23 protein-coding genes are annotated in these 25,085 nt (G+C 69.5%); 15 read left to right on the forward strand and 8 right to left on the reverse strand.

Translation table 11 applies throughout. The annotated features are described in order from the left end of the window. The 4 genes from OXK16_11170 to OXK16_11185 form a co-directional block, all read left to right on the forward strand. The coding region (locus OXK16_11170) for a beta-ketoacyl synthase N-terminal-like domain-containing protein (GenBank protein ID MDE0376508.1) at nt 1-3,203 on the forward strand (3,203 nt) is incomplete at its 5' end. Nucleotides 3,204-3,238: 35 nt separating this feature from the next. Further along, nucleotides 3,239-4,753, forward strand: coding sequence for a choline-sulfatase (gene betC / locus OXK16_11175; protein ID MDE0376509.1), 1,515 nt, complete (start codon nt 3,239-3,241; stop codon nt 4,751-4,753). Then, nucleotides 4,753-6,282 (forward strand): choline-sulfatase, encoded by a 1,530-nt coding sequence (gene betC, locus OXK16_11180; protein MDE0376510.1) that lies wholly within the window; start codon nt 4,753-4,755, stop codon nt 6,280-6,282. The genes betC (OXK16_11175) and betC (OXK16_11180) overlap by 1 nt, the downstream gene beginning before the upstream one ends. Nucleotides 6,283-6,303: 21 nt before the next feature. Further along, nucleotides 6,304-7,413, forward strand: a complete 1,110-nt coding sequence (locus tag OXK16_11185; GenBank protein MDE0376511.1) for an FAD-binding oxidoreductase — start codon at nt 6,304-6,306, stop codon at nt 7,411-7,413. A 23-nt stretch (nt 7,414-7,436) separates the two neighbouring features. Here the strand turns inward: OXK16_11185 and OXK16_11190 are convergent, their stop codons facing one another. Continuing rightward, entirely contained in the window at nt 7,437-8,456 is a 1,020-nt protein-coding gene (locus OXK16_11190; GenBank protein MDE0376512.1) for a proline racemase family protein, read from the reverse strand. Between the two features lie 81 nt (nt 8,457-8,537). Between OXK16_11190 and OXK16_11195 the strand changes: the two genes are divergently transcribed. Continuing rightward, the gene (locus tag OXK16_11195; GenBank protein ID MDE0376513.1) at nt 8,538-10,094 is read left to right on the forward strand and encodes an aldehyde dehydrogenase family protein; all 1,557 of its coding nucleotides are present in this window, start codon (nt 8,538-8,540) and stop codon (nt 10,092-10,094) included. Between the two features lie 23 nt (nt 10,095-10,117). On the opposite strand, the gene OXK16_11200 is transcribed toward OXK16_11195, so the two are convergent. Continuing rightward, nucleotides 10,118-10,984 (reverse strand): SIMPL domain-containing protein, encoded by an 867-nt coding sequence (locus OXK16_11200; protein MDE0376514.1) that lies wholly within the window; start codon nt 10,982-10,984, stop codon nt 10,118-10,120. Between the two features lie 129 nt (nt 10,985-11,113). On the opposite strand from OXK16_11200, the gene OXK16_11205 reads away from it, so the two are divergent. Together OXK16_11205 and OXK16_11210 are read left to right on the forward strand one after the other, a co-directional pair. Beyond that, a complete protein-coding gene (locus tag OXK16_11205; protein ID MDE0376515.1) occupies nt 11,114-11,704 on the forward strand; it encodes a hypothetical protein in 591 nt (196 codons plus the stop codon). A gap of 114 nt (nt 11,705-11,818) precedes the next feature. Continuing rightward, on the forward strand, nt 11,819-11,998 hold the full coding sequence (locus tag OXK16_11210; protein MDE0376516.1) for a hypothetical protein: 180 nt from the start codon (nt 11,819-11,821) through the stop codon (nt 11,996-11,998). 38 nt (nt 11,999-12,036) lie between these two features. On the opposite strand, the gene OXK16_11215 is transcribed toward OXK16_11210, so the two are convergent. The 4 genes from OXK16_11215 to OXK16_11230 form a co-directional block, all read right to left on the reverse strand. Beyond that, the gene (locus OXK16_11215) at nt 12,037-13,224 is read right to left on the reverse strand and encodes an FAD-dependent oxidoreductase (GenBank protein ID MDE0376517.1); all 1,188 of its coding nucleotides are present in this window, start codon (nt 13,222-13,224) and stop codon (nt 12,037-12,039) included. A 69-nt stretch (nt 13,225-13,293) separates the two neighbouring features. Next, nucleotides 13,294-14,307, reverse strand: a complete 1,014-nt coding sequence (locus tag OXK16_11220) for a methyltransferase domain-containing protein (GenBank protein ID MDE0376518.1) — start codon at nt 14,305-14,307, stop codon at nt 13,294-13,296. A gap of 91 nt (nt 14,308-14,398) precedes the next feature. Beyond that, nucleotides 14,399-14,575: a DUF1272 domain-containing protein gene (locus tag OXK16_11225; protein MDE0376519.1), complete on the reverse strand. Its 177-nt coding sequence runs from the start codon at nt 14,573-14,575 to the stop codon at nt 14,399-14,401. Between the two features lie 24 nt (nt 14,576-14,599). After that, on the reverse strand, nt 14,600-14,998 hold the full coding sequence (locus tag OXK16_11230; GenBank protein MDE0376520.1) for a rhodanese-like domain-containing protein: 399 nt from the start codon (nt 14,996-14,998) through the stop codon (nt 14,600-14,602). Nucleotides 14,999-15,141: 143 nt separating this feature from the next. On the opposite strand from OXK16_11230, the gene OXK16_11235 reads away from it, so the two are divergent. Then, entirely contained in the window at nt 15,142-15,702 is a 561-nt protein-coding gene (locus OXK16_11235; protein MDE0376521.1) for a peptidylprolyl isomerase, read from the forward strand. A 59-nt stretch (nt 15,703-15,761) separates the two neighbouring features. On the opposite strand, the gene OXK16_11240 is transcribed toward OXK16_11235, so the two are convergent. Together OXK16_11240 and OXK16_11245 are read right to left on the reverse strand one after the other, a co-directional pair. Next, on the reverse strand, nt 15,762-17,243 hold the full coding sequence (locus OXK16_11240) for an S-layer homology domain-containing protein (GenBank protein ID MDE0376522.1): 1,482 nt from the start codon (nt 17,241-17,243) through the stop codon (nt 15,762-15,764). Nucleotides 17,244-17,366: 123 nt separating this feature from the next. Continuing rightward, nucleotides 17,367-17,756 (reverse strand): hypothetical protein, encoded by a 390-nt coding sequence (locus OXK16_11245; protein MDE0376523.1) that lies wholly within the window; start codon nt 17,754-17,756, stop codon nt 17,367-17,369. 162 nt (nt 17,757-17,918) lie between these two features. Between OXK16_11245 and OXK16_11250 the strand changes: the two genes are divergently transcribed. The 7 genes from OXK16_11250 to OXK16_11280 are packed head-to-tail and all read left to right on the forward strand — an operon-like array spanning nt 17,919 to nt 25,072. Continuing rightward, nucleotides 17,919-19,580, forward strand: a complete 1,662-nt coding sequence (locus tag OXK16_11250) for an AMP-binding protein (protein MDE0376524.1) — start codon at nt 17,919-17,921, stop codon at nt 19,578-19,580. Continuing rightward, the gene (locus tag OXK16_11255) at nt 19,577-20,371 is read left to right on the forward strand and encodes an alpha/beta fold hydrolase (protein ID MDE0376525.1); all 795 of its coding nucleotides are present in this window, start codon (nt 19,577-19,579) and stop codon (nt 20,369-20,371) included. The genes OXK16_11250 and OXK16_11255 overlap by 4 nt, the downstream gene beginning before the upstream one ends. After that, nucleotides 20,368-21,381 carry an LLM class flavin-dependent oxidoreductase gene (locus tag OXK16_11260; protein MDE0376526.1) on the forward strand — a complete coding sequence of 338 codons (1,014 nt, stop codon included), beginning with the start codon at nt 20,368-20,370 and terminating at the stop codon, nt 21,379-21,381. Before OXK16_11255 ends, OXK16_11260 begins: the two co-directional genes overlap by 4 nt. After that, nucleotides 21,381-22,142 carry an SDR family NAD(P)-dependent oxidoreductase gene (locus tag OXK16_11265; protein ID MDE0376527.1) on the forward strand — a complete coding sequence of 254 codons (762 nt, stop codon included), beginning with the start codon at nt 21,381-21,383 and terminating at the stop codon, nt 22,140-22,142. The genes OXK16_11260 and OXK16_11265 overlap by 1 nt, the downstream gene beginning before the upstream one ends. Next, the gene (locus OXK16_11270) at nt 22,135-23,514 is read left to right on the forward strand and encodes an amidase (protein MDE0376528.1); all 1,380 of its coding nucleotides are present in this window, start codon (nt 22,135-22,137) and stop codon (nt 23,512-23,514) included. The genes OXK16_11265 and OXK16_11270 overlap by 8 nt, the downstream gene beginning before the upstream one ends. Next, the gene (locus OXK16_11275; GenBank protein MDE0376529.1) at nt 23,511-24,290 is read left to right on the forward strand and encodes an enoyl-CoA hydratase/isomerase family protein; all 780 of its coding nucleotides are present in this window, start codon (nt 23,511-23,513) and stop codon (nt 24,288-24,290) included. The genes OXK16_11270 and OXK16_11275 overlap by 4 nt, the downstream gene beginning before the upstream one ends. Continuing rightward, the gene (locus OXK16_11280) at nt 24,287-25,072 is read left to right on the forward strand and encodes a MaoC/PaaZ C-terminal domain-containing protein (protein MDE0376530.1); all 786 of its coding nucleotides are present in this window, start codon (nt 24,287-24,289) and stop codon (nt 25,070-25,072) included. Before OXK16_11275 ends, OXK16_11280 begins: the two co-directional genes overlap by 4 nt. Nucleotides 25,073-25,085 lie beyond the last annotated feature (13 nt).

The following is a 25,085-nucleotide window of genomic DNA, read 5'->3' on the forward strand; positions in this document are numbered from 1 at the left end:
TCCTCGACCAGCTTGCCGGGCACCGTCGCGCCCAGGGCCTCGCCGGACAGGCCATCGCCTGGGGAGCGTGGTCGGACATCGGCGAGGCGGCCGAGCAGCGGGAGCGGATCGAGCAGCGACGAGCAGCCCTCGGCGGTCGCTGGTTCACACCGCAGCAGGGCATCCGGGCGCTCGAGCGGCTGGTACGCCAGGACAGCACGAACTCGGTGGTCATGTCCATGGACTGGTCGGTGTTCGAGGAGGCGGTCGAGGATCGGCCTTCCCTGCTGGAGGACCTGCTGTCCTCGGATGCCGGAGACGCCGCCGACGCTTCCGCGGCGGAGGACATAGTGTCCAGGCTTAGAGGTACCCCTGCCGCGGGCCACCAGGAAGTGCTGGTCTCCTTCCTGGCGGAGCAGGTTCAGGCAGTGCTCAGGCTGCCCAAGGCGCCGTCGCCCACCGTCGGCTTCTTCGACCTGGGCATGGACTCTCTCATGGCGGTCGAGCTGCGCAACCGCCTGAACCGTGCTTTCGACGGCGAGTACGTCGCCTCCAACACCATCGTCTTCGACTATCCGGACATCGACAGCATGTCGCGCCATCTCGCCGACGAACTCGGCCAACTCGCGACGGCCGGCGAGACTCCCCCGTCGCCCGAGACGCCCGAACCGGAGCCCCCCGTTCCGGCCCGAACCGAGGAGGACGGGATCGCGGTGGTCGGCATGGCCTGCCGCTTTCCCGGCGCAAGCGATCTGGCGGCGTTCTGGGAGATGCTGGAGGGCGGCGTCGATGCGGTGACCGACGGCCGCCAGGACGCCGGGTCATGGAGCGGTGCGGTCGGGGACCCGGACGCGGAGGATGTCGCCTACCGGCGGGGCGCTTTCGTCGACGGAATCGACTGGTTCGACTCGCGGTTCTTCCGGATCTCCCCGATCGAGGCGCAGCTGATGGATCCCCAGCAGCGCATGCTGCTCGAGACCACCTGGGAGGCGCTGGAGGACGCCGGTATGGATCCGGACGGGCTCAGGGGCAGCCGCACCGGGGTGTACGCGGGAGTCGGTAGCAGCGAGTACCGCGATCTGCTCCAGGCCGGCAACAGGGCCGACAGCTACCTAGGGACCACCGGAAGCGTGGCCGTGGGCCGGATCGCGTTCGCCTTCGGTCTCGAAGGACCGGCCATGCCGGTCGACATGGCCTGCGCTTCGTCGCTGGCCTCCGTGCATCAGGCGGTGGTGGGTCTCCAACGGGGTGAGGTTGACCTGGCGCTCGCCGGAGGCGTGAACGTGGTCCTGTCACCTCCGGTCTCCAAGTTCATGATGGACATCGGGATGCTGTCCCCCACCGGGCATTGCAGCCCCTTCGACGCCTCCGCCGACGGTTACGTACGGGGCGAGGGCTGCGGAATGGTGGTCCTGAAGCGGCTGAGCGATGCGGAAGAAGACGGCGACCGGATCTGGGCTGTCATACGGGGGTCGGCGGTCAACCAGAACGGCGCCAGCGCCGGCCTTACCGTGCCGAACGGCCCCGCCCAGGAGCGGGTCATGAGGGAAGCCCTGACCCAGGCGGGCGCGGCGCCTTCCCACGTGGACTACCTGGAGTCCCACGCCACCGGCTCGCAACTGGGCGACCCGATCGAGTTGAACGCGGCGGCGGCGGTATACGGCGACGGGCGCGGCGAAGACCGTCCCCTGCTGGTCGGATCGGTGAAGTCGAACATCGGCCACGCGGAGTGGGCCGCCGGGATCGCGGCCTTCATCAAGACCGTTCTCTCGATGGATCAGGGTGTCATTCCCCCGCTCCTGCACCTGCGGGACCCGAACCCCCACGTCGAATGGGACCGCATACCGGTGCGCATCGCTTCGCAAAGGACAGCCTGGCCGACCGATTCAGGTCGCCCGCCTCTCGCAGGCATCAACGCGTTCGGGCTGTCGGGGACCAACGCGCACGTCCTGGTCGAGGGTTACGGCGCCGGTTCGGATCCTCGCGAGGAGGGCGCCGTTACCGGCGGGCCGGCCGGAGGCCCGCAAGCGGTACCGGCGATCCTTCCGGAAGCCGTGGCCGGTCCCTCCGTGTCGGAAGCAGGGCAGCGCGGTGCCCGCCTGCTGCCCCTCTCCGGCAAGTCGCCGGGTGCCGTCCGGGACCTGGCGAGGCGCTACGTGTCCTGGCTCGATGGTCAGGAAGGGTCCGCCTCCGATCCGATGCTGTCCGACCTGGCCTGGACGGCAGGTACGGCCCGGAGTCACTTACCGCACCGCGCCGCGGTGGTGTTCACGGATGCCGACCGGCTCCGGCAGAGCCTGCGGAGCCTGGCCGGTAGCTACGAGCCGCCCAGTGGAGAGACACGCGACGGAACGACCAGGGTGGCCTTCGCGTACACCGGCCATGACCGCCGATGGATGGCGGCGGGAGAGGCTCTCTACCGCAGCGAGCCGGTGGCGCGGGCGGTGCTGGAACGCTGCGACGAGGCGCTGGAAGGAACCCTCTCAGCATCGCTGCTCGATGTGATCGCCGGTCGGCCCGGAACCGGCCAGCACCTGAACGACCCCGCACTGGCCCAGCCGCTCTCGTATGCACTCGCCTGTGCGCTGACCGCGCAATGGGCGAGCATCAGCATCCGCCCCGCTGCAGTGGTGGGGAACGGTCCGGCAGCGCTGGCCACGGCGCAGGCGGCAGGTGTGCTCACCCTGGAGGAAGGTCTGCGGTTGGCGGCGGAACTGGGCGCCCGGCAGAGGCCGGGCCCCGGCTGGGACGCGCAGGCAGCCTTCGACGGCCTGGAGGCGGCGGTCCCCGGCCTCACCCTCTCGACACCGTCCATCTCCCTGGTCGGCGGCGCGGGCGGCCGGGTGGTGAGTTCGGCTGACGACCTTGATCTGGCCGGCTGGCTCCGGCAGGCCACCGGACCGGCCGGCCTCTCCGGCGCTGCCGGGACCCTGGCCGGGCTCGGGACGGACGTGGTGGTGGTGATCGGTCCCGACCCGACGCAGGGCCGGGCGATCCGTGAGGCCTGGCCGGAGACCGGAACGGCGCCGACCGTGCTGTCCGCCCTGGTGGGTTCGGGGGGCGACGCAGCAGCGGCGGAGGCCGACGGCGGGTTCCTGAGCGCGGTGGCGGGCGCCTACGAGGCCGGGGTGGACATCTCGTTCGCCGGCCTGTTCGCCGGCGAGGTCCGGCGCCGGATCTCCCTCCCCGGCTACCCGTTCCAGCGCCGGCGGCACTGGATCTAGGAGGGTATGGAGGTGGCGTCATAGGCGGCCCGACGATGCGACCCAACATCCTCCTGGTCATGGCCGACCAGTTGGCGCCGCATTTCACGGGCGCCTACGAGCATCCGCTGGTCCGCACCCCGGCCATGGACAGCCTGGTGGAGCGGGGCGCCCGCTTCGACGCCGCCTACTGCCCGTCGCCGTTGTGCGCGCCTTCCCGGTTCGCCATGATGACGGGACAACCGGTGTCGGCCATCGCCGCCTGGGACAACGGCGCCGAGTTGCCGGCGTCGGTACCGACCCTCGCCCACTACCTCCGGCTGTCCGGATACCGCACCACGCTGTCGGGGAAGATGCACTTCGTCGGTCCCGACCAGCTGCACGGCTTCGAGCGCCGCCTGACCACCGACATCTACCCGGCCGACTTCGCCTGGACACCCGAATGGGAGTCGTCAGACGACCGGATCGACAAGTGGTTCCACGGGATGGACAGCCTGGCGGAGGCCGGCCGGGCATCGGCGACCTACCAGATCGACTACGACGAGGAGGTGGGCTTCGCCGCCGTCAGGCACCTCTACGACATGGCCCGCGACGCCGACGAGCGGCCCTTCTTCCTGGTCGCCTCCTTCATCCACCCCCACGACCCCTACGTGGCCCGCCCCGAATGGTGGAACCTCTACGACCACGACCACATCGACCTGCCCGACGTTCCGCCCCACGACTCTCTCGACTCGCACACCCGGCGCATCCGCCGGGCCGTCCAGGCCGAGAGCGTCGGCTACGACGAGGCCGGATGCCGCAACGCCCGTCATGCCTACTACGCCAACACGAGCTACTTCGACTCGTGGGTGGGCGCCCTCCTCCAAGCCCTCACCGAGACGGGACAGGTCGACGACACGGTGGTCATCGTGACCAGCGACCACGGCGACATGCTGGGCGACCGCGGCACATGGTTCAAGATGTCGTTCTTCGAGCGCTCGGCGCGGGTGCCGCTCATCATGGCGGGCCCCGACATCACCAACCGCGCCGTCCCCAACGCCTGCTCGCTGCTGGATCTGCTGCCCACCCTTCTGGACATCGCCGCCGGTGGTGGACGCTGGCCGGAGTTGGCCGGAGCACCGGCCGGTCGCAGCCTGTGGGAGAGCGCCGCCGGCGGACGGGACCCGGTCGACGAGACCACCTGCGAGTACATGGCCGAGATGACCACGCACCCGATGTTCATGATCCGCCGCGGGCGCCACAAGTACATCCACTGCGACACCGACCCTCCCCTCCTGTACGACATGGAGGCCGACCCGCTGGAGCGGATCAACCTGGCGGAGGATCCCGCCCATGCCGATCTCGCCTCGGGCTTCTCCGCCGAGGTGGCCGAGCGCTGGGACAGCGACGCCATCCGAGAGCGGGTGCTGGCCTCGCAACGCACCCGGCAGCTGGTCCACGCCGCGATGGCGACCGGTGACCCGGTCTCCTGGGACTACGCACCGGCGCGGGACGCGGCCAACGAGTACGTCCGCAACCACATGGACTGGAACGTGGTTGGCCCCCGCTACCTCCTCCCGGAGCTCGGCTGATGGCCGGCTCGTCCGCTCAGCCCAACATCCTGCTGGTGATGGCCGACCAGCTGGCGCCGCAGTTCACCGGCGCCTACGAGCACCCGGTGGTCCGCACCCCGGCGATGGATGCCCTAGTGGAGCGAGGCGCCCGCTTCGACACCGCCTACTGCCCCTACCCGCTGTGCGCCCCGTCCAGGTTCTCGATGCTGACGGGCCAACCGGCCACGGCGATCGGCGCGTGGGACAACGGCTCGGAACTGCCGGCGTCGGTACCGACCCTCGCCCATTACCTCCGGCTGGCCGGCTACCGCACCACGCTGTCGGGGAAGATGCACTTCGTGGGGCCCGACCAGCTCCACGGCTTCAACCAGCGCCTCACCACCGACGTGTACCCGGCCGACTTCGCCTGGACCGCCAACTGGGACGAGGCCGCTGACCGGATGGGCAAGTGGTGGCACAACATGACCAGCCTGTCGGAGGCCGGCCAGGCACTGGCCACCTACCAGATCGACTACGACGAGGAGGTCGGATCGGCAGCCGTGCGCCATCTCTACGACACGGCCCGCGACACCGACGAGCGGCCCTTCTTCCTGACCGTCTCGTTCATCCACCCCCACGATCCCTACGTGGCCCGCCCCGAATGGTGGAACCTGTACGACCACGACGAGATCGACCTGCCCGACGTGCCCCCGGAGGCGTCGCTGGACCCCCACACCGTCCGCATCCGCCACGGCATCGAAGCCGACACGGTCGGCTACACCGAGGACCAGTGCCGCAACGCCCGCCGCGCCTACTACGCCAACACGAGCTACGTGGACGCCTGGCTGGGCAGGCTGGTGCGCGTCCTGGAGGAGACCGGGCAGCTGGACAACACGGTGGTCATCTTCACCAGCGACCACGGCGACATGCTGGGCGACCGCGGGGTGTGGTTCAAGATGTCGTTCTTCGAGCGCTCGGCGCGGGTGCCGCTCATCATGGCCGGCCCCGACATCACCAACCGCGCCGTCCCCAACGCCTGCTCGCTGCTGGACATGCTGCCCACCTTGCTCGACGTCGTCACCGGGGGCGGACCCTGGCCGGAGCCGGCAGAGGCACCGGCCGGACGCAGCCTTTGGGAGAGCGCTACGGGAGGCCGCGACCCGGTAGACGAGACCACCTCCGAGTACACGGGCGTCATGACCTCCCACCCGATGTTCATGATCCGCCGCGGGCGCCACAAGTACATCCACTGCGACACCGACCCCGCCCAGCTGTACGACGTGGAGGCCGACCCGCTGGAGCGGGACAACCTGGCAGAGGATCCCGACCACGCCGATCTCGCCTCGGGCTTCGCCGCCGAGGTGCGAGAACGATGGGACAGCGACGCCATCCGGGAACAGGTACTCGCCTCGCAGCGAGCCCGCCGGGTCGTCCACGCCGCCATGGAGGTAGGCGATCTCCACTCGTGGGACTTCTCGCCGTCGAGCGACGCCACCAACCAGTACATCCGCAACCACATGGACTGGGCCGCCGCCGGCCCCCGCACCCGTTACCCGCCGGTCGCCTGAACGAGTCAGTCCGGAGGGGAAATGGCAGACCTCCCATCCTCCGCCGCGGTGGTGGTCATCGGTGGCGGCGTCATGGGCGCGTCCACCGCCTACCACCTGGCCACCGCAGGGGTCGAGGTGGCGGTGCTGGAGCGAGACACCATAAGCTCCGGCTCCACCGGCAAGTCGGCCGGCGGCTTCCGGGCGCAGTTCTCGGACGAGCTGAACATCCGGATGGCGGTCGAGAACATCCGCCGGCTCGAGCGGTTCGAAACGGAGTTCGCCACGGCCATAGACCTCGAGCAGCACGGCTACCTGTTCCTGCTGCGCGAGTCCGAGGTGGACACCTTCCAGCGTGCAGTAGCGCTGCAGAGGTCGCTCGGCGTCCCGTCCGAACTGATCACCGCCGAGGCCGCGCTCGACATGGTGCCCGGAATCCGCATCCACGACGTGGCAGCGGCCACCTTCTGCCCGTGGGACGGCACCTGCACGCCCGAGTCGGTGGCGCTCGGCTACGCACGGGCCGCCTCCCGCCAAGGCGCCGCCATCGTGCAGGGTTGCGAGGTGACGGCCATCGCCGTGGCGAACGGGCGGGTACGGGGGGTGACCACCACGGACGGGTTCGTCTCGACCCCCGAGGTGGTGCTGACGGCAGGAGTGTGGAGTCCCCGGCTGGCGGCCCCTCTAGGCCTCAGCATGCCGGTGCGGGCGGTCAAGCGCCACATCTGGCTGACCAGGGGCTCAGACCCCTTCCCGCACCGGTTGCCGCTGGTGATCGACTTCGCCACCGGCTTCTACTTCCACAGGGAGGCGGAGGGGCTGGCGATGGGCGGGCGGGCGCAGACGATCGAGGACCTGGCGCCGGCCGTCATCAACCGGGCGCCGGCCGTGGCCGAGATGGAGGTGACCCACAGCTGGTGGGGGTACTACGCCGTGACCCCCGACAACAACGCCATCATCGGCACTGCTCCGGGGATAGACCGGCTGCACTACGCCACCGGGTTCAGCGGCCACGGATTCCAGCAGGGACCGGTGGTGGGAGAGCACCTTGCGGAGCTGGTCCTCGGTTCGGAACCGACCTTCGACCTGTCCCCCTTCGACATGGCCCGCTTCGAGACGGGGCGTGTCCTCCCGGAGACCGCGGTCATCTGATCGGACGGGCGGCCCTCAGAGCGTCATCCGCCGGCGGCGGGGAGGAAGAGGCCGGGGCCTAGGGGGTCGTCGGTGTCCAGGACCAGTTCGTTGAAGCCGGTCAGGTAGGCGGAACCGGTGATGGTGGGGACGATCGCCCGGCGTCCGGCGACCTCCGTCTCGGCCTCGATGGTGCCGGTGAACATGGTGTTGAGGACGCTCTCGTGGACGAAGGTGTCCCCCACCGCCATCTCCCCCCGCCCGAAGTGCCAGGCCATGCGGGCGCAGCATCCGGTGCCGCACGGGGAGCGGTCGAAACCCAGGCCCGTAGAGGTGGCCAAGTTCTGCCCGTCCGCCTCCGGGCTCGAGGGCGGCCCGACGTAGAGCAGCTGGTCGACCCGTCCGGGCGTTCCGGGCGGCCAGCCGGTTCGCTCGCGGAGCATCCGGTTGACTTCCAGCCGGATCCGATGGCTGAGGGCCACGAGGCCGGGCACCGATTCCACCGCTATCGGCATGCCGGTCTGCTCCACCCGCACCAGGGCGAACCAGATCCCACCGAACCCGATGTCCACCTCGAAGGCCTGCCCGCCGACCTCCACCTCCAACCCGGTGACAGCCACCCAGGACGGCACCCCCCGGAACTTGACCGAGTGGACCTTCCCGCCGTCAACCCGCGCCTCGGCCCTGACCAGGCCGCTCAAGGTCTCTACTACCACTCCGGTCACCGGTTCCCGGGCCGGGATCCGCTCGGTCTCCAGGAGGGTGGTGACCGTCCCGATCAGGGCGTGCCCGCACATGGTGAGCGATCCGAGGGCGGAGACGATCAGGACGGAGAGATCCGCGCCGGCATGGAGCGGCGCCAGAGGCAGGACCGCGTGCCAGGGCGCATGGCCGCGCGGCTCACCGACCAGGAGCCTCATCAGGTCGGCATGGTTGGCGAGGAGGTCCGCCTCCTTCTCCGCCAGGGTGCTTCCGGCCAGTTCCGGGAAGCCTCCTACCACCACCCGGGTGGGCTCCCCGGCGGTGTGGGAGTCGACCACGTGCACGCGGTGGGCGAACGTCATCGGGCGGGATCGGGATCGAGGCGGCTCATGCTAGATTTCCGGGGTTCCCCTTCCAGCTATTTGCTCAAAGGAAAATACACTATGGGAAAGATCACCTATGCCACGATGTCGGCCGACGACCCGGCACTCCATCAAGCCTACGAGGAGGGTCTCGCCGCCGCCACCGAGCAGATCGGGCAGACGCACCCGCTGCTGATAAACGGTGAGAAGCGCTACACCGACGAGACCTACACGGAACGTTCTCCGATCGATTCCGAGCTGGTGGTGGGTGTCTATTCCCAGGCCTCCGACGACGATGTGGACGATGCCGTGGCGGCGGCCCGCGCCTTCCAGCCCGAGTGGGAGGGGACCCCGTGGCAGGAGCGGGTGGCCATCATCAGGCGGGCGGCCGACCTCATGGACGAGGAGACCCCCGTCCTGGCCGGCTTCCTGAGCCTGGAGATCGGGAAGAACCGGCTCGAGGCGCTGGGAGACGTCTCCGAGGCGGTGGCCTTCGCAAGCTACTACTGCGACCGCCTGGACGAAGCCGGGGGTATGGAGACGGCCATGGGCGCCTACGGGGTGGGGGACACCAACCATTCGGTGCTGCGTCCCTGGGGAGTGTGGGCGATCATCTCCCCCTTCAACTTCCCGATGGCGCTGGTGGCCAGCCCCACGTCGGCGGCGCTCCTGACCGGCAACACCGTGGTCCTCAAGCCCTCCAACACCGGCGCCCTGGGATCGCTCCTGCTGGCCGATATCTACTTCCGGGCCGGACTGCCCGCCGGCGCCCTGCAGGTCGTAACAGGCGGTGACGATGCCGGCGACCGGCTCGCCCATCATGACCACGTGGACGGGGTCACCTTCACCGGCTCCTACGACGTCGGCATGTACCTCTACCGGACGGTTGCGGCCGGCCGCCCCAAGCCGGTGGTGTGCGAGATGGGCGGGAAGAACCCGGCGGTGGTCACGGCCAGCGCCGACCTCGATCTGGCCGCCGAGGGGGTGATGAGGGCCGCCTTCGGCCTGTCGGGGCAGAAGTGCTCGGCCAACTCCCGTGTCTACGTGGAAAGGCCCGCCTACCAGGAGTTCGTCAACCTGCTGGCCGACAAGACCGGCGAACTCGGGGTCGGCGACCCGCGCCAACGCGACACCTTCGTGGGACCCGTCATCGATCGGGATGCGGTGGGCCGCTTCCGGGCGGCGGTGGAGGCCGTGAAGGAGGCCGGGGGCGAGATCATCTCCGGGGGCGAGGTCGTCACGGACGGTGACCTGGAGCGGGGGAACTTCGTCCAGCCCACCGTCGTGACCGCTCCGGAGGACACCTGGATCTGGGAGAAGGAGCTGTTCGTCCCCTTCGTGGCGGTGACTCCCGTGGATTCCCTGGACGAGGGGATCGACAAGGCCAACGACACCATCTTCGGGCTCACGGCCGGGGTCTTCGCCGGCACGGACGGGGAGGTCGACCGGTTCTTCGAGCGCATCCAGGCCGGGGTGGTCTACGCCAACCGCCGGGCCGGATCCACCACCGGGGCGTGGCCCGACATCCAGCCCTTCGGCGGCTGGAAGGGTTCGGGCACCTCGGGAGCGGGCAGCGGCGGCCCCTGGTACATGCGCTCCTACGTGCGGGAGCAGGCCCGCACCGTGATCCGGGAGTAGCCCGGCCCGCCGCCGGCCGGCGGCTACGTCTTGGGTCTTAGCTCGAAGAGCATCGACACCCGGGACGTGACCACCTCGCTGCCACCGAACACGGGCGTGGGCACGGACGCCGACTCCGCAACCGCCGCATCGTCGCCGGAGAGCCTCTGAACCAGGTACGGATCGAATGCGGTCCCGGGGGTGATCCTGACGATCCGCACGATCTCGTACCCCATGTGCGCGACGATGGCCTGGGCCGTCGCCTGGGCATCGTCGATGGCATCGAGCAGGGCCAGGCGCTCGAACTCGGCGCGGCGGGAAACGGTGAAGTCCAACCCGTCGAAACGGACGTTGTCTCCCCCGCTATTGATCACCATGTCGACCAGCCCGCCGGCGAACCCGGTGCCGCGGATGGCGATCGACAACCGGTTCTCGTAGCGGAAGCCGCGAGAGACCCGGCCCTGTTCGGTCCAATCGAACTCCTCCTCGATACGGATGCCCACCGTCTGCAGGCCGTTCGGGGAGATGCAGGTCGGAGGCGCGGTGTGATCCGCCGTCTCGGGCTCCGTCTTCGTGCAGTTCTCGGCGACCGCGTCGGCTATGGCCTGGACCGACTTGTTCCCGTCGGACACTGCGGTGATGAGCGAGTCACGAAGGACGCTCACCGTGAACCGGCCGATGGCGCCGTCGTAGCTGACGCTGCGCGAGCCGACGCCCTCCACCGCCAGTTCTGTCAGTTTCGGCTCTGCCGACTCGGCCTCGCCGGGCATGGTCGTGACCGTCCCTTCCCCCTCTCCTGCTCGCACCGCAGGCAGGAGTACGGCTGCGCCGACCAACGCCGCCACGATGATCGCTACCAACATCACCCTGACCACCCGGGGCAGGCCCGGAACCCGTATCGCTTCCCTCATCTCGATCCTCCAGATCGTTGCCGACCGGCGCTCGACCATGTCGATGCTCGATTCCCACGTCCTCGAAACCTAGCGTTACCGGCCGGGTATCCTGGCGCGGCACTCACTCTCCAGGTACCCGGAGCGGACTTGCGGCTGATCCCTTCGGTCTTAGTTATGGCGCTGCTGGCCGGCGCGCTCCTCTCCTGCGGTGGAGACACCACCGGTCCTGCCACCACTCCGGCACCCCCGGATGCGGGCGCGGCCGCCGCCACCAGCCCGGCTCCGGAAGAGCCGACCACCACCCTTGCGGATACGGCGGCGACCGTGGCGACTACATCGGAAGCGCCCGCTACGACCACCGGAACGACCGAGCCGCAACCGACAACGACTACAGCGGCGGCCACCACATCCACCGCGACCACCGAGGCCTCCGAGGAGACGGCTGCCACCACCGAACCCTCCACCACCACGACCGCGCCACCCGAGACAACCACCACGTCCGCCGCCACATCCACCACCACGACCGTGCCGGCCGAGACCACCACGACCACCGAAGTGCTCGTCACGACTACCGCGATACCGGCGACTACCACCACCGCGCCACCCCCCGCCACCGCTATCTCCGATGACGTGCCCGACATCGAGATGTTCGACGCCGCCACCGGAGAGCTGGTCAGCCTGCGATCGGTCGTCAAGGGTGAGAAGCCCCTGATGTTCTGGTTCTGGTCCCCCTTCTGAGAGACGTGCCGGGAGGAAGCCCCGGGCATCGAGCAGTTCGCTCGGCAGAACTCCAACCGACTCACCGTCATCGGGATCGGCGGTGTCGGCACCCTCGAGATCGCGCAGGAATTCGTGGTCGAAAAGGGAGTCACGTTCACGGCGCTCTGGAGCGAGTCGCGCGACGCCTGGGAGTACTACGGGATGAACAGCACGTCCGACTTCATGCTCCTCGACAGGTTCGGCAACCGCCTGACCGAACCCGAGCCCTACGACGAGCAACTCGTCATCCGGCTATTGGACGAACTCGCCTGAACCGGTCCGATCCCGACGGACCACTACCAACTAATGACCTAGATCTGGTCCAGGCTTCTCTTCACGAAGGTCCGGTCGAGGGCGAAGGGTGAATCCTCCAGCCGGCCGGTGATCAGGTCGGCCAGGATGCGGCCTCCCGCCGGGGAGCACATGATGCCGTGGCCCGAGTATCCGGTGTTGACCCACAGTCCATCGATGGATGCCTGCCCGATCAGGGGGCGATGGTCCGGGCTCATCACGTACTGCCCGGAGTGGACCATCCAGGAGAGCTCTCCCGCCGTCCAGGCCTCGCCCCAGAAGGGGCTGATCCGGGCGGCGGCGTCCGGGCTGGAGGGATCCAGCACCCGGAACGCCATGGCGGAGCTGGGAGGGACGTCCTCAACGGGCTCCCTGCCCGGCCCTCGGGGCGCGGCGTCCAGGATCGCGGCGCCGGCCAGGGAGGGGCGCCAGTGGGTGCCGGTGTCGTCATCGATGGTCATGGGAGCGTCAGGCGGGACCCGCGCCAGGTCGGGCACCACCACCTTGTGGCGGGGCTTGACCTCCAGCGGCAACTCCACCCCGAGGAGGCCGGCCAGCTGGGCGGTGAAGGGCCCGGCGGCGATCACCACCTGCTCGGCCCGGATGTGGCCGCTCTCCGTACCCACGTCGAAGCCTCCCGAGGGGAGTTCCCGGAGCGATACCACCCGGCACGAGACGTGGAGGGGGGCGCCCGACGCCCGTAGCAGCCCCAGGGTCAGCTCCCTCGGGTCGGCAAAGCCGTCGTCCGCGCGGTAGCGGGCGCTGACCACTTCAGGGCTCAGGTAGGGGAACCTGCGCCGGGCCTCGTCCCCGGTCAGGATCTCGATGTCGGTCTGCCCCCAGGAGTGCTGGCGGGCCACCAGCCGGCGCTGCATCGCAGCCTTGTCCGGGGATGTGGTCGCCCAGAGGTACCCCGGCTGCCTGACCGCCAGCCCCGCCCCGTCCTGGCCGGTGATCTCGGCGAAGTTCAGGATCAGGTCGACCGTCTCGCGCACCAACTCGGTCTCCTCCCGGTTGTCGAACTGCAGCCGGAAGGCACCGGTGGAAGCCGGGGTGGTGAGCGAGGCGGCAACCGGCCGGGCTTCCAGCACCACCGGCGACAGCCCGGCCCGGGCAGCCCAGAACGCCGTGGACGCACCCACTATCCCGGCGCCGATGATCACCAACTCCGCGCCGGCCGGAAGGCCCCTATCAACCTCGGACACCATGCCACAAAGCTAGTTGGGCAGACGGCGAAAGGCACAGCCCCGTCATGCACTCGTTACGGTCGCGCGGTCCTATTCCGGTTTGCGAGCGTGGATGAAGTACATCGGCGTGAAGATGCCGAGCCGGCCCGCCTCGACCATGGCCATCGCGCAGAGGTTCAGAGTCTCCGCCACCCGAACGGATCCCCTCGGCGCGATGCGGAGGGCCTCGAGCAGCCTGAGCGTTTTATGGGTGACCGAGCGTCCGATCCTCGAACTCCGGAAACTCGCCAGGGAGAACCCCGAACCGGCCAGCGGTTGGTACCAGGGGATCGAAGGACCGGACTGAGCCGAGAGATCCCTTGTCTCCAGTACCTCGAACCCCACCGTCCGGAGCGCGTCGTTGACCGTTTGCTCTTCGTCGATCAAGAGCAGGCCGCCTCCCAGCTGAAGGTCCGCCTTGACCTTGAGATGGTGGGGATCTTCAGCGTCGAAACGTTCGGTCATGCAGTACTCGTAAGCGGCGAAGCACGCCCCCGGCTTCAGCAAGCGGAACACCTCGCCGTAGATGCCGACCTTGTCCGGTGCGTGGCAGGTCGCCTCAATGGAGTAGACCGCGTCGAAGGAGCCGTCCGGAGCGTCCACGTGATGAAAGTCGCAGTGCATGAACTCGGCCAGGTGCGTCAGATCCGCCTCCTCCGCGTACTTCCGGGCGTGTTCGAGCTGGTAGGCGTTGCTGTTCACGCCTACGATCCGGGCGCCGGAGAACCGGGCGATCTCCAGCAGCGGTCCCCCGACGCCGCAGCCGAGGTCGGCCACGACCATCCCGGGCGCTAGCTCGAGCTTGTGGGCCAGGAAGTGCTCGTGGCGGACGAGCGAGGCCTTGAAGCTCTCCCCGCGGACACGAGGGGCGAAATGGAACGACCTACCCCATCCGAACTCGTAGAAGTCCGTGGCCAAGTCGTAGTAGAGATTGCTGATCTCCTTGTAGGCGCTCGCCTCGTCCCGCTTGTCGCGCCTGGTCGTCCAGCGTCTCTCGTACTCGCGGATGGCCTGAGCGATACCGGTAGCGCTGCCCTTCAGAGAGTTGGAAAGCTTGAACGGCAACGGTTCTCCCCCGCGTGGCTTATGACGGACGCCACGCCAGGCACCGTACGAGGGGTCTGCGCCGATGTCAACCATCGACCGCAGAGCGGCGCTAGACCGCCCGGCGAGGCCGCGGGACCAGTTCACCCCCGCAGTTCGGGCAGACGTGGCTCATCCCGCCGGCACATTTGGGACAGAAGGTGCACTCGTACGAGCAGATGAGCGCCGCTGCATCTCCGGCAAGCGGGGCGTCGCAGCGCTCGCAACGGGCGCGCATCTCGAGCGCCATCCCGGACTCCTCCGGTGCCCGGCCTCAGCAGCCGCAGACGACTTTGCGGCCCGACTGGGCGTTGTCGCCCTCGGTGGGGTAGCCGTCTCGCTTCCACCAGTCGAGACCGCCGATCAGTTCCCGTACCTCGAAGCCCAGCATGAGCAGCTTCAGCGCGGTCTTGGTGGAGGCGTTGCAACCGATCCCGTCGCAATAGCAGACGTAGGTCCGTGACCGGTCCAGCGAGGCCGTCGACTCGGCGTCGATACCCCGGTGCGGCAGGTTCATCGCGCCCGGTATGTGCTCCCGGACGTAGGCCTCGGCGGAGCGGCCGTCGACCACGACCAACGGCTCGCCGTTGCCCAGCGCCTCGTGGACGTCCCACGAGTCCATCTCGAAGGCGAGCTTGCTCTTGTAATGGTTCAACTGGTCGGTGCTCATCAGGTTCCTCGTGCTCATCCGACCAGGCACCATAGACCCCCGCTCGCACAATGCCCAACGCCATGGCCGGCGGGCCGGGCCAGCGATCAGCACGGTTAGGGTTACCCGGTCCCTACGCCCCAGCCACCGACACTCGAGGAGTCCAAGTGACCGACGTACCATGCCCCGCGGCCGACGGGTCCAGCCCCGCCCGCCGCCAGTTCCCGAAGCCGCCCCCGATGTGCATCGACCCCGCCAAGTCCTACACCGCGGTGATGGACACGTCGATGGGGTCGATCACCATCGCCCTCGATGCCGCCGCCGCCCCCCTTACGGTGAACAACTTCGTGGTGCTGGCCCGCTACCACTACTACGAAGGCGTGATCTTCCACAGAATCATCGAGGGCTTCGTCTGCCAGGGCGGCGACCCCACCGGCTCGGGTCGGGGCGGCCCCGGCTACCGCTTCGCCGACGAACTGCCGCAGCCCGGCAGCTACGAGCTGGGTTCGCTGGCCATGGCCAACGCGGGGCCCGACACCAACGGCAGCCAGTTCTTCATCATCAGTGGCTCCGACGGCACCCGCCTGCCACCCCACTACTCGCTGTTCGGCAAGGTGACCGACGGCCTGGACGTGGTGGACGCCATGCAGAGGGTGCCGACCGCCCGCAACGACCGCCCGCTCACCCCTGTCACCATCAACTCGGTTACGATCACAGAGTCCGACTGACCTGACGGAAACCCCAAGCCGGCAGCCGGACGATCCGAACCAACACCGATCACCGGCCACTAACCACTGGCCACCGGATCGAATAGTTGGTCGAGAGCCCGCACCACGAAGGTGGCCATCTCGGCCCGGGACACGGGCCGGTCGGGGCAGAACCGCAGCGGATCGGTGGAGCACCCCGCGGTGATGTCGGCCGCGGCCAGGGCATCAATGTCGGCCTCGTGGGAGCCCCCGGTATCCGTGAAACCGGCCGACCCGGCGCGTTCCAGTTCGAACGCCCTCACCAGGAACGTGGCCATCTGGCCCCGAGAGACGGCCGAGTCCGGGCAGAACCGCGGCGGATCGGCGCCGCATCCCTTGGTCACCTCGAGTTCGGCGAGACGCTCCACATAGCCCGCCCACCATTCACCGGGATCCACATCTTCGAACCGCGTCACGGCATTGGAAGGCTCGAAACCCGGGTCGAGGACCCGGACCATCCACACCGCCATGGTCGAGCGCTGGAGGGGCAGCCCGGGGCAGAAGAGCCGCGCGCCGCACTCGGTGCCGTCCAGGACGCCCGCCTCCGCCAACCGGTCGATCGAAGCCTCGAAGACACTGCCGTCATCGTCTTCGAAGCTGCCCGACCCGGCGGGTTGTCCAGGTTCCTCAGGGTCGTCGGCCGGCGGAGGGGCCACGCCGTCGATGGCCGTGATGTTGGAGGACTTGAGGCCCAGCTTGGTCCGGAAGTCGGCCCCGGCGACCGTTACCGACACAGGGTCGCCGCCGCGGACACCCCGGAACAGGACCCGCGCCGGGGAGGACAGGGACTCCCGGTCGACCAGGACCGCCTCGGTGACGTCGTCCCATCCCAGCCAGGTGGCCAGAGAGGCGGCGCTCACCCGCTCCTCCCATGACGCGTTCGGGTTGCCTACGGCCGGGTCCACGTCCCACGGGTCCGCGACCGGTCTCAGGTAGGGCCACTCCGTTCCCGGCGTCCTGCCGTCCCACTCGGTGAAGAACCCGTACACGTTGGTGCGGGTGATCCCGCCGGATGAGGCGGAGAAGAACGTCTGGACGATCCCCGCCTTCGTGTACCTCTCCCAGCCGGCGCCGAAGTAGGTGAGCACCCGGTCCCTGGTGCTCACCACACCGTCGAGCCAGGGCTGCCCGTTCGAGCGGGTCTCCTTGGCCCAGCCTATGTAGTTGATGTCCCGCCAGCTGTCGTAGAGATGGCACCAGCAGCTGTCCTTGCGGGCGGCGTTGATTCCCGGATCCTCGTCGGGGTCGGCGGGGCGCGGCCCGGTCTCCCACAGGAAGAACTTGTAGGCCGCGTAGGAGCGGGACGTCACGGCCTGGGCCTCGTTCACCCCCGGCGCCGACCAATGGTCCAGCACCTCGGCAACGCCGCGGAGGTAGTCCTCGAGCCCGATCGCCAGGACCACGTGGAACCCCACCTCCACGGGGTCGTCCCGTATCTTCAGCTCCCCGTGCCGGTACTCGCAGACCTCGTTGGTGCGGGATGCGCACAGCTTGGCCCTGCTCTCACCGTGACGGAGCCGCACCCCGGCCGCGTCGGGCCACGAGATGGACGCCCGGCAGCTACCGGCCGTTCCCTGGAGCGCGCCACCGTGGAAGAAGCCGCACTGGCCGCGGGCGATGCGGCGGAACTCCCACCGCTCCCCCGACTACGGGTGCTGTGGCTTCGGGCACGGACCCGCGCCGTCGTCCGCCAGGCACAGATCCAGGGGACCTCCCACGGCGGTGAACTCCAGCAGCGTGATCTGGGAGCCCAGATTGATCCACAGCGGGTTGTCGAGCGTGTACAGCAGGTCGTTGGGCAGGGCGAGGTCCCGCATCGTCGCCGGTGTGGAGCCGGGGAAGTAGTAGGCGGCGATGTCCTCACCCGGCTTGGCCGGGTCGGCGAGGGCCTGCCCCAAAGCGCCCCACTGGCCCATGCCCACACCGTGGCCCCATCCCGCACCCTCGAAATCGAACCCCGGCGTGTGGTGGGCCTCTGCCCCGACAGCCGGGAGCAGTCCCACCAGAAGCAGCACGACCAGCACTCTCCGGATCACCCGACGAGTGTAGGAGTGCTCCTTCAGCAAGACATCATGGCACTGCGCCGCAATCCGCCGGATCTCGAGCCGTGATCAACAGGTCTCCGACGGGATCGATTTCGCGGTGTTGGCTACCGTGTCGGTCATGCCGCGATTCCGCCTTTCTCGAGTAGCGCGGTCATGGGTATCGACAGCATGATGTCGGCTGCCTCGGAGGGACTGGTGGGCGACACCGCGGCCGGTTACCGCCATGCCGGGTGGTGGACCGGCCGGCGGCTGGTGGACCGCTTCGAGTCCCACGTCGCCTCCGGCCCCGACGACCTGGCCGTGATCAGCGGCAGTGACACCCTGTCACGGGCCGACCTCTGGAACGCGGCGGGCGAGGCGGCCGAGCAGATCCGGACGGCTGTCGGCGACGCGAGGCGGGTCGTGGTGGTTCATCTGCCCAACACCACCTCCTGGCTGGTGATGTTCCTGGCCGTGCTACGGGCCGGCCACGTCCCGGCAACACCGCCCGTGACCACCGAGGCGGACCACGTGCGACACATCTTCGAGCTGGTCAAACCCGCGCTCGCCATTTCCGTGAGCCACCACCGTCGAGCGTCGCCGGTCGAGGCCATCCGGGAGGCCGCCGCCCGGACCGGTGGCGTGGCCGTGGGCCTGGCCGATCGCACCTCCCTCTACGTGCAGAGCACCGGTAGCGGCCCGAAGGGGACCGACCATGTCCCCGAGGCCACCGCCCACCTCATGTTCACCTCGAGCACCACCGGGCCGCCGAAGGCCGTGAGCCACAGCGAGGACTCCCTGGCGACGCTGAACCGCCAGTTCGCGCAGCGGTTCGACCTCGGCTCCCGTACACCCGTCTTCATGCCGTCGCCCCTCGGCCACAGCGTCGGCGCCATCCACGGCGCCCGGCTGTCGATGTTCTTGGGCGCGCCGCTCATCCTCCAGGACCGGTGGGACGCTACGACCGCCCTCGAGTTGGTGTCACGTCACCGCGCCGCGTTCACCGCCGCGGCGACGCCGTTCCTGCTCGACCTGGCCAATGCCCAGTGGCGCGGCGCCGAGCCCAAGCTGGCTTCGCTCCGGAGCTTCCTGTGCGGGGGCGCCCAGGTACCGCCGGCGCTGATCCGGCGGTGCCGCAGCGAGTTCCCGAACACGTTCGTGACGCCGCTCTGGGGCATGACCGAGGGCGGTCTGACCACCTGCGTGGACAGCTCCACCTACCACCAGGTCGAGACCACCGTCGGTATCGGGCTGCCCGGCCTGGAGCTAAGAGTCCTCGACGCCGAGATGCGGCTCAAGGCGTCCGGCGCCGGCGAGTTGGCCATGCGCGGACCGGGCGTGTTCAACGGCTACTTCGGCCAGCCCGAGCTGTACGCCGAGCACCTGGTCGGTGACGGGTTCTTCCGTACCGGCGATCTGGCCCGCATCGAAGCCGACCGGTACGTATCGATCACCGGGCGGGTCAAGGACCTGATCATCCGCGGCGCGGTCAACATCTCGCCCGTCGCGACCGAGAACATCATCGCCGCCCACCCCGATGTGGCCGGGGTTGCCGTGATCGGCTGGCCGGATGAGCGTCTCGGCGAGCGTATCTGCGCCGTCGTGCAGGCCACCGCCCCCCTGGACCTCGACCAGATCGTGGCATTCTGCGCGGAGCACGGCCTGTCCCGCAGGTACTGGCCCGAGCGTCTGGAGCTGGTCGACCGCTTCCCCCGCACGGCCGCGGGCAAGATCCGGAAGCCTGAGCTACGGCGCGATCTGCTCAGCCGTGTCCCCGGGGCCGGGAGCCGCACCCCCGCGAACCCGGTTCGGGACCGTAGAGGCATCGACCGATGACGGCTGTCGAGCTGAACGACATCGTGGCCAACTACAGCCGGCGCGGCTCAGGCCCGGCCGTCGTGCTCCTCCACGGACTGGCAGAGGACCACCGCTCATGGGACTCGGTCGCCGCCCATCTGGGCTCGTTCACCACCTACGCCGTCGACCTCCGGGGCCACGGCCGGACGACCGCCGGCCAGGGTTCGGGCACGCTGTCACAGTTGAGCGACGACCTGATCATGTTCCTGACCACCGTCAGCGGTCCTGCCGCGGTCGTCGGCTACTCGCTCGGCGGCACTATCGGTCTGAAGGCCGCTACCGCCGCACCGGACCTGATCCGCCACCTCGTGGTGGTCGCCACCTCATCGGTCGTCGGGAGGGCCGCAGCCGGGTTCTTCGCCGGCCGCATCGCCCAGCTCGAATCCGGGGACAATTCCGGCTTCGCCGCCGGGCTGCGCGACGACACCGCGCTCCAGGTCGTCACCGAGGCTGACCTCGACTCCCTCGCTGCTCACCGGATGGCCGCAGTCGGGGACGGCCGCGGCTACATCAACGCGGCCAGGGCCATGATCGGGATCCGGGCCGAACCTCTCAATACGCTGCTGTCGGAGATCACGGCGCCCCTCGACATCGTCGGGGCGGACCGCGATGTCTTCTGTCCCCGCCGGGCATCGGATATCATCGCCGATGCCGTGCCCCACAGCCGCTTCCACGAGATCTCCGGCGCCGGTCACCTGCTCTCGGTCGACCGGCCCGAAGCCTACGGCCGGTTGCTCGCACGGCTCTTGGACCGAGGGGGTGCCCGATGAGCCGCAGCTACGGGATCTCGCTGGGAGTGAGCTCCCGGGAGCCCCTGCGCCACACGTCCGGGCTGGCCCGGGCCATCGACGAGCGCGGCTTCGACGCCATCTGGTACATCGACTTCCAACTCGGGCTGAAAGACGTGTACGCGGCCATGAACCTGGCCGCGCTGTCCACCAAGCGAGTGCTCATCGGAGCGGGTGTCACCAACCTCGTGACCCGGCACCCCACCGTCACCGCCAACGCCACGGTCGCCCTCGACGAGCTGTCAGCCGGCCGGGCCGTGCTCGGCCTCGGCGCGGGCTGGTCAGCAGTACTGGGCGCCGGGGGCAGGCCGTCGAAGCTGGGCGACCTGCGCGCCGGGATCGACGGGTTCCGCCGGTTGTTCACCGGCGAGGAGTGCGAGCTCTCCGGTACCCGGGTCCGCCTGGCGGCCGCCACCCGCCAGATCCCCATCTATCTCGCCGCGTCGCAGCCGGCCATGCTGCGCCTCGCCGGCGAGACCTGCGACGGTGTCGTGCTGATGGGCGCCGCCGACCCCGAGTTCTGCTCGTGGCAACTCGACTTCATACACGAGGGCATGGCGAGCGCCGGACGTGATCGCAAGGAGCTGACGATCGACCTGTTCGTCACCATGTCGGTGGGTGACGACGAGGCGGCGGCCATCGCGGACATCCGGGCCTGGGCCACCAGCCAGGCAGCCACCTTCCACCCGTGGAAGCACATGCCACCGGCCTGGGAGAGGTTCCGTCCCGAGTTCGCCCGGGCCGCCGGCGCCTACGAACTCGTCGATCACCTCTCGCTGCAGGCACGGCACCGCCGGATCGTGTCTGACGACTTCGCCCGGTCGGTGGCGCTGGCCGGCGACCTGGACACCTGTGTCGACCGGCTCCGACAGCTGTGGCGGCTCGGCATCGACCGCATCACCTTCGCCCTCCTGTCGGGCGGGCGGCAGCAGCGTCTCGACCACCTGTCCGGCACGGTGATCCCCGCCGTCGAAGCAGCAGGAGGCAGCTGATGGATAACGACCGGCCGGTGGCATTGGTAACCGCAGCCGCGGGAGCCGGCATCGGGGCGGCGGTGGCGCGCCGGCTCGCCTCGGACGGCCTCGACGTGGTGGTGACCGACGCCCACGAGCGCCGGTGCCGCGCCTTCGCCCGGACCCTGTCCGCCGAGTTTGGACGGGAGGTCCTCTCCTACCCCCTCGACGTGACCGACCACGCGCAGGCCGGCGCCGTCATCGACGACGTGGTGGCCCGCAGGGATCGCCTCGACGTGCTGGTCAACAACGCGGGATGGTCGAAGATCGAGCCGGTGGCCGAGATGTCTCTGGAGACCTGGCAGCGGTGCCTCGACGTGAATCTCACCGGCACGTTCGTGTGCATGCGCTATGCGCTCCCCACCATGATCGCCAAGGGCCGAGGCTCGATCATCAACATCTCTTCGATCGCGGCTTGGGAGATGTCGGCCGATCACGGCGCGGCCTACTCCGCCGCCAAGGCCGGCGTCCTGGCCCTCACCCGGGTCGCCGCGGCCGAGAACGGGGTCCACGGGGTGCGGGTCAACGCTGTCGCCCCGGGCCTCATCCACAACGACTTCCTCCGCAGGATCTACCCCGAGGAGTTCTTCGACCGTTACCTGTCCGAGAAGGCGTTCCTGGACCGCGTGGGACGCCCCGACGACGTGGCGAGCATGGTCTCGTTCCTGGCCTCGGACGAGGCGAGCTACGTGACGGGCGAGGTGTTCACCGTCTCGGGAGGCGTGTCCGCCCGTGGATGACGGTCCCCTCTGGTGGCCCGTGCAGCGGCTCGTCGAGGCCTACCGCGACGGCTCGCTCTCGCCCGTCGAGGTTGCGGAGATGGCGCAGGTCCGTATCGCCGAGACCGATCCGATCCTCCATGCCTTCGTCCTGGCCACCCCCGGACTGGCCCGGCGCCAGGCCGCGGCGGCCGAAGCCGCCTACCGGAACGGCCATCCGGGCCCTCTCGCCGGCGTCCCGGTCTCGATCAAGGACGCATTCCACGTCGAGGGCCACGTCACCACGCTCGGTTCGCTGGCCCATGCCGGCGACGTGGCCCGCCACGACTCCGGCGCCGTGCGCCGCCTCCGCAGGGCCGGAGCCGTGTTCGTCGGCAAGACCAACGTCCCGGAGTTCTGCCAGTCGGCCACCACCGACAACCTGCTCGGTCCCGATACCGCCAACCCCTTCGACCCCGGCCGCACCGCGGGAGGGTCCAGCGGCGGCGCCGCAGCCTCGGTCGCAGCGGGGACCTGCACCCTCGGGCTCGGTTCCGACGGCGGCGGCTCGATCCGCATCCCGGCGGCGTTCTGCGGCCTCGTCGGCATGAAGCCCACCTACGGAGCCGTTGACGACGCCGGCGGCTTCCAGGCGTTCAGCCCGTTCATCTCCGCCGGGCCGCTAGCCCGATGCGTGGCCGACGCCCGGTACATGCATTCCGTGCTCTCCGCAGACGACATCGCAACCCCGGGTATGCCGGCCGGGACGCGCCCGCACCGCGTCGCGTGGTGCGCCGACCCGGAGGGCCGTCCGGTCGACCCCGGCCTCGGCACCGCCGCCGCGTCGGCGGTGGAGAAGCTCGCCGCCAGCGGGCACCACGTCAGCCCGGTGGAACTGGACCTCGGCGGATGGGAGGAGGTATTCGGGCCGCTGGTGCTGGCCGAGGAGGGCGAGCGCCGGGGCCACCTGCTCGGCGGTCCCCACCGGCTGACGAGTTACCAGGAGCGGTCCCTGAGAGCGGCCGAGCGGCTCGACCCGGAGACCCTCCGCGAGGCCCGCTCGGCCCTCGTGCAGTACCGGGCCCGGGTGGACCGGTACTTCCGCGACTACGACGTGATCGCCACTCCGGGCACCGCCACCCCCGCCTTCGAGCTCGGATGCCGGCCGAAGACCGTGGCCGGTCGGCGGGTGGGACGGCTCTGGGGCCCATTCCCGTTCGCGGCTCCCTTCAACGTCTCCGGGCATCCCGCCATAGTCCTCCCGGTGGGTTTCGTGGACGGCCTACCGGTCTCCATCCAACTGGTCGGAAGGCACGGTGCCGACCTCCACCTGCTGTCCCTCGCCGAGCAACTCGAAGCCGAGCTGGACCTCCGGCTCTTCGCCCGGCTGTCGCCCCGCATCCCGGCACGATGACCGACGTAACCCGCCGGGTCGAAGGCGCCGCTCTCGTCGTGGAGATCAACCGTCCGGATCGTGCCAACGCTCTGCTGTGCCGCACGATCCGCGGACTCGAAGCAGGACTCGATGCGGCCGAAGCGCACGAGTCCGATGCGACCGGGCTCGCCGGCGCCGATGTCAGCGGGGTGGTCATCACCGGGGGATCCAGACACTTCAGTGCCGGAGCGGACCTCGCCGCGTTCACCGGATCACTCGAGGACATCGGGTTCGATGACGAACTCGAACGCCTCTGCGGCCGAATCACCCATAGCCCGCTGCCGGTGGTGGCTGCCGTCGAGGGAGCCTGCTACGGGGGGGCAGTCGACCTGGCGTGGGCCTGCGATGCGGTCGTGGTCTCGGAAGAAGCGCGCATCGGCCTGCCCTCGACCCGGTTGGGAATCCTGTACAACCCGGTGTCGATGGCCCGCCTGCATTCCCGACTCGGCTCGGCGGTGGTGCGCCGTCTCATGGTTCTCCAGCAGGAGTTGGCGGGCCGGGAGCTGCCACGCGGCTCGTCCATAGTGGTTCAGCCGGGCGCCGCGGTCAAGACCGCCGTGCGCCTCGTGCAGGCGGTCTCCGCGGACCGGGATACCACGGCGGCCACCAAGGCCGTACTCGCTTCCCTGGACAGCCATGCCGGATTCGACCCCGCCCAGTGGCAGGCGGAGCGAGAGGCTAGATTGGTCTCCCCGTCCCGCCGAGCGGCCCTCGAGGCCCGCCGGGCTTCGATCAGGAACGAGCAGAGGGCATGAAGCTGAAGGATCTGGCCGGCTGCGAGCTCGGCACGCGTACCGTCGACTTCTCAGCCGACGACGCCATCCTTTACGCCCTCGCCGTCGGTGCCTCCGCCTCGCAACTCGACCTGGTCTACGAGCGAGCTCTGCGAGTCCTACCGACGTATGCCTGCTCTCTCGGCCTATGGGCGGTGGAGGCAGCCGGCCGCCTCGGCGCCTACGATCCCACCCGGTCACTCCATGTCGGCCAGAGCCTGGTGGTCAACGAGCCATTGCGGCCCACGCCGACCCGGATGAGCGGCCGTGTCCGCTCCGTCTACGACAAGGGCAGGCTGACCATCGTCGAGATCGACGTGGTGGCCTCCGGTTTCGAAGCCGGCTACACGATCCTGCTGCCCGGCGTCGGGGGCTGGGGCGGCGATCCGCCCGCTCCCACCGGTGAGGCCTCCAGGCCGGCGCCGACCTGGACCGGATCGGCACACGTAGGCCCCGAGGCGGCCGTGCTCTACCGGCTCACGGGTGACAAGCACCCTGTTCACATCGATCCGTCCGTGGCAGCCGCCATGGGGCTGGACCGGCCGATCCTGCACGGGCTGGCCACGATGGGCATTACTGCCAGGGTCGCCGCCGGGGCTGTGAATGCCCATCCGGCGGACCTCTCCGCCGCCACGGTGCGCTTCTCCAAGCCGGTTTACCCCGGATGCCGGATGCGCATCGACGCCGAAACCCACCATGCGACCGCCCGCGTCGAGGCCTCGGTCGACGGCACCACGACCATGTCCGGTACGTTCACCTTTTGACCGGGCTTAGACA

This window comes from bacterium (genome assembly GCA_028821235.1).
Classification (GTDB): Bacteria; Actinomycetota; Acidimicrobiia; order Spongiisociales; family Spongiisociaceae; genus Spongiisocius.

Bases quoted from the DNA above. Each gene is read 5' to 3' on its own strand.
- betC (MDE0376509.1), top strand. From the start codon at position 3,239: ATGCGACCCAACATCCTCCTGGTCATGGCCGACCAGTTGGCGCCGCAT.
- betC (MDE0376510.1), top strand. From the start codon at position 4,753: ATGGCCGGCTCGTCCGCTCAGCCCAACATCCTGCTGGTGATGGCCGAC.
- OXK16_11185 (MDE0376511.1), top strand. From the start codon at position 6,304: ATGGCAGACCTCCCATCCTCCGCCGCGGTGGTGGTCATCGGTGGCGGC.
- OXK16_11190 (MDE0376512.1), bottom strand. From the start codon at position 8,456: ATGACGTTCGCCCACCGCGTGCACGTGGTCGACTCCCACACCGCCGGG.
- OXK16_11195 (MDE0376513.1), top strand. From the start codon at position 8,538: ATGGGAAAGATCACCTATGCCACGATGTCGGCCGACGACCCGGCACTC.
- OXK16_11200 (MDE0376514.1), bottom strand. From the start codon at position 10,984: ATGAGGGAAGCGATACGGGTTCCGGGCCTGCCCCGGGTGGTCAGGGTG.
- OXK16_11215 (MDE0376517.1), bottom strand. From the start codon at position 13,224: ATGGTGTCCGAGGTTGATAGGGGCCTTCCGGCCGGCGCGGAGTTGGTG.
- OXK16_11225 (MDE0376519.1), bottom strand. From the start codon at position 14,575: ATGGCGCTCGAGATGCGCGCCCGTTGCGAGCGCTGCGACGCCCCGCTT.
- OXK16_11250 (MDE0376524.1), top strand. From the start codon at position 17,919: ATGGGTATCGACAGCATGATGTCGGCTGCCTCGGAGGGACTGGTGGGC.
- OXK16_11255 (MDE0376525.1), top strand. From the start codon at position 19,577: ATGACGGCTGTCGAGCTGAACGACATCGTGGCCAACTACAGCCGGCGC.
- OXK16_11260 (MDE0376526.1), top strand. From the start codon at position 20,368: ATGAGCCGCAGCTACGGGATCTCGCTGGGAGTGAGCTCCCGGGAGCCC.
- OXK16_11265 (MDE0376527.1), top strand. From the start codon at position 21,381: ATGGATAACGACCGGCCGGTGGCATTGGTAACCGCAGCCGCGGGAGCC.
- OXK16_11275 (MDE0376529.1), top strand. From the start codon at position 23,511: ATGACCGACGTAACCCGCCGGGTCGAAGGCGCCGCTCTCGTCGTGGAG.
- OXK16_11280 (MDE0376530.1), top strand. From the start codon at position 24,287: ATGAAGCTGAAGGATCTGGCCGGCTGCGAGCTCGGCACGCGTACCGTC.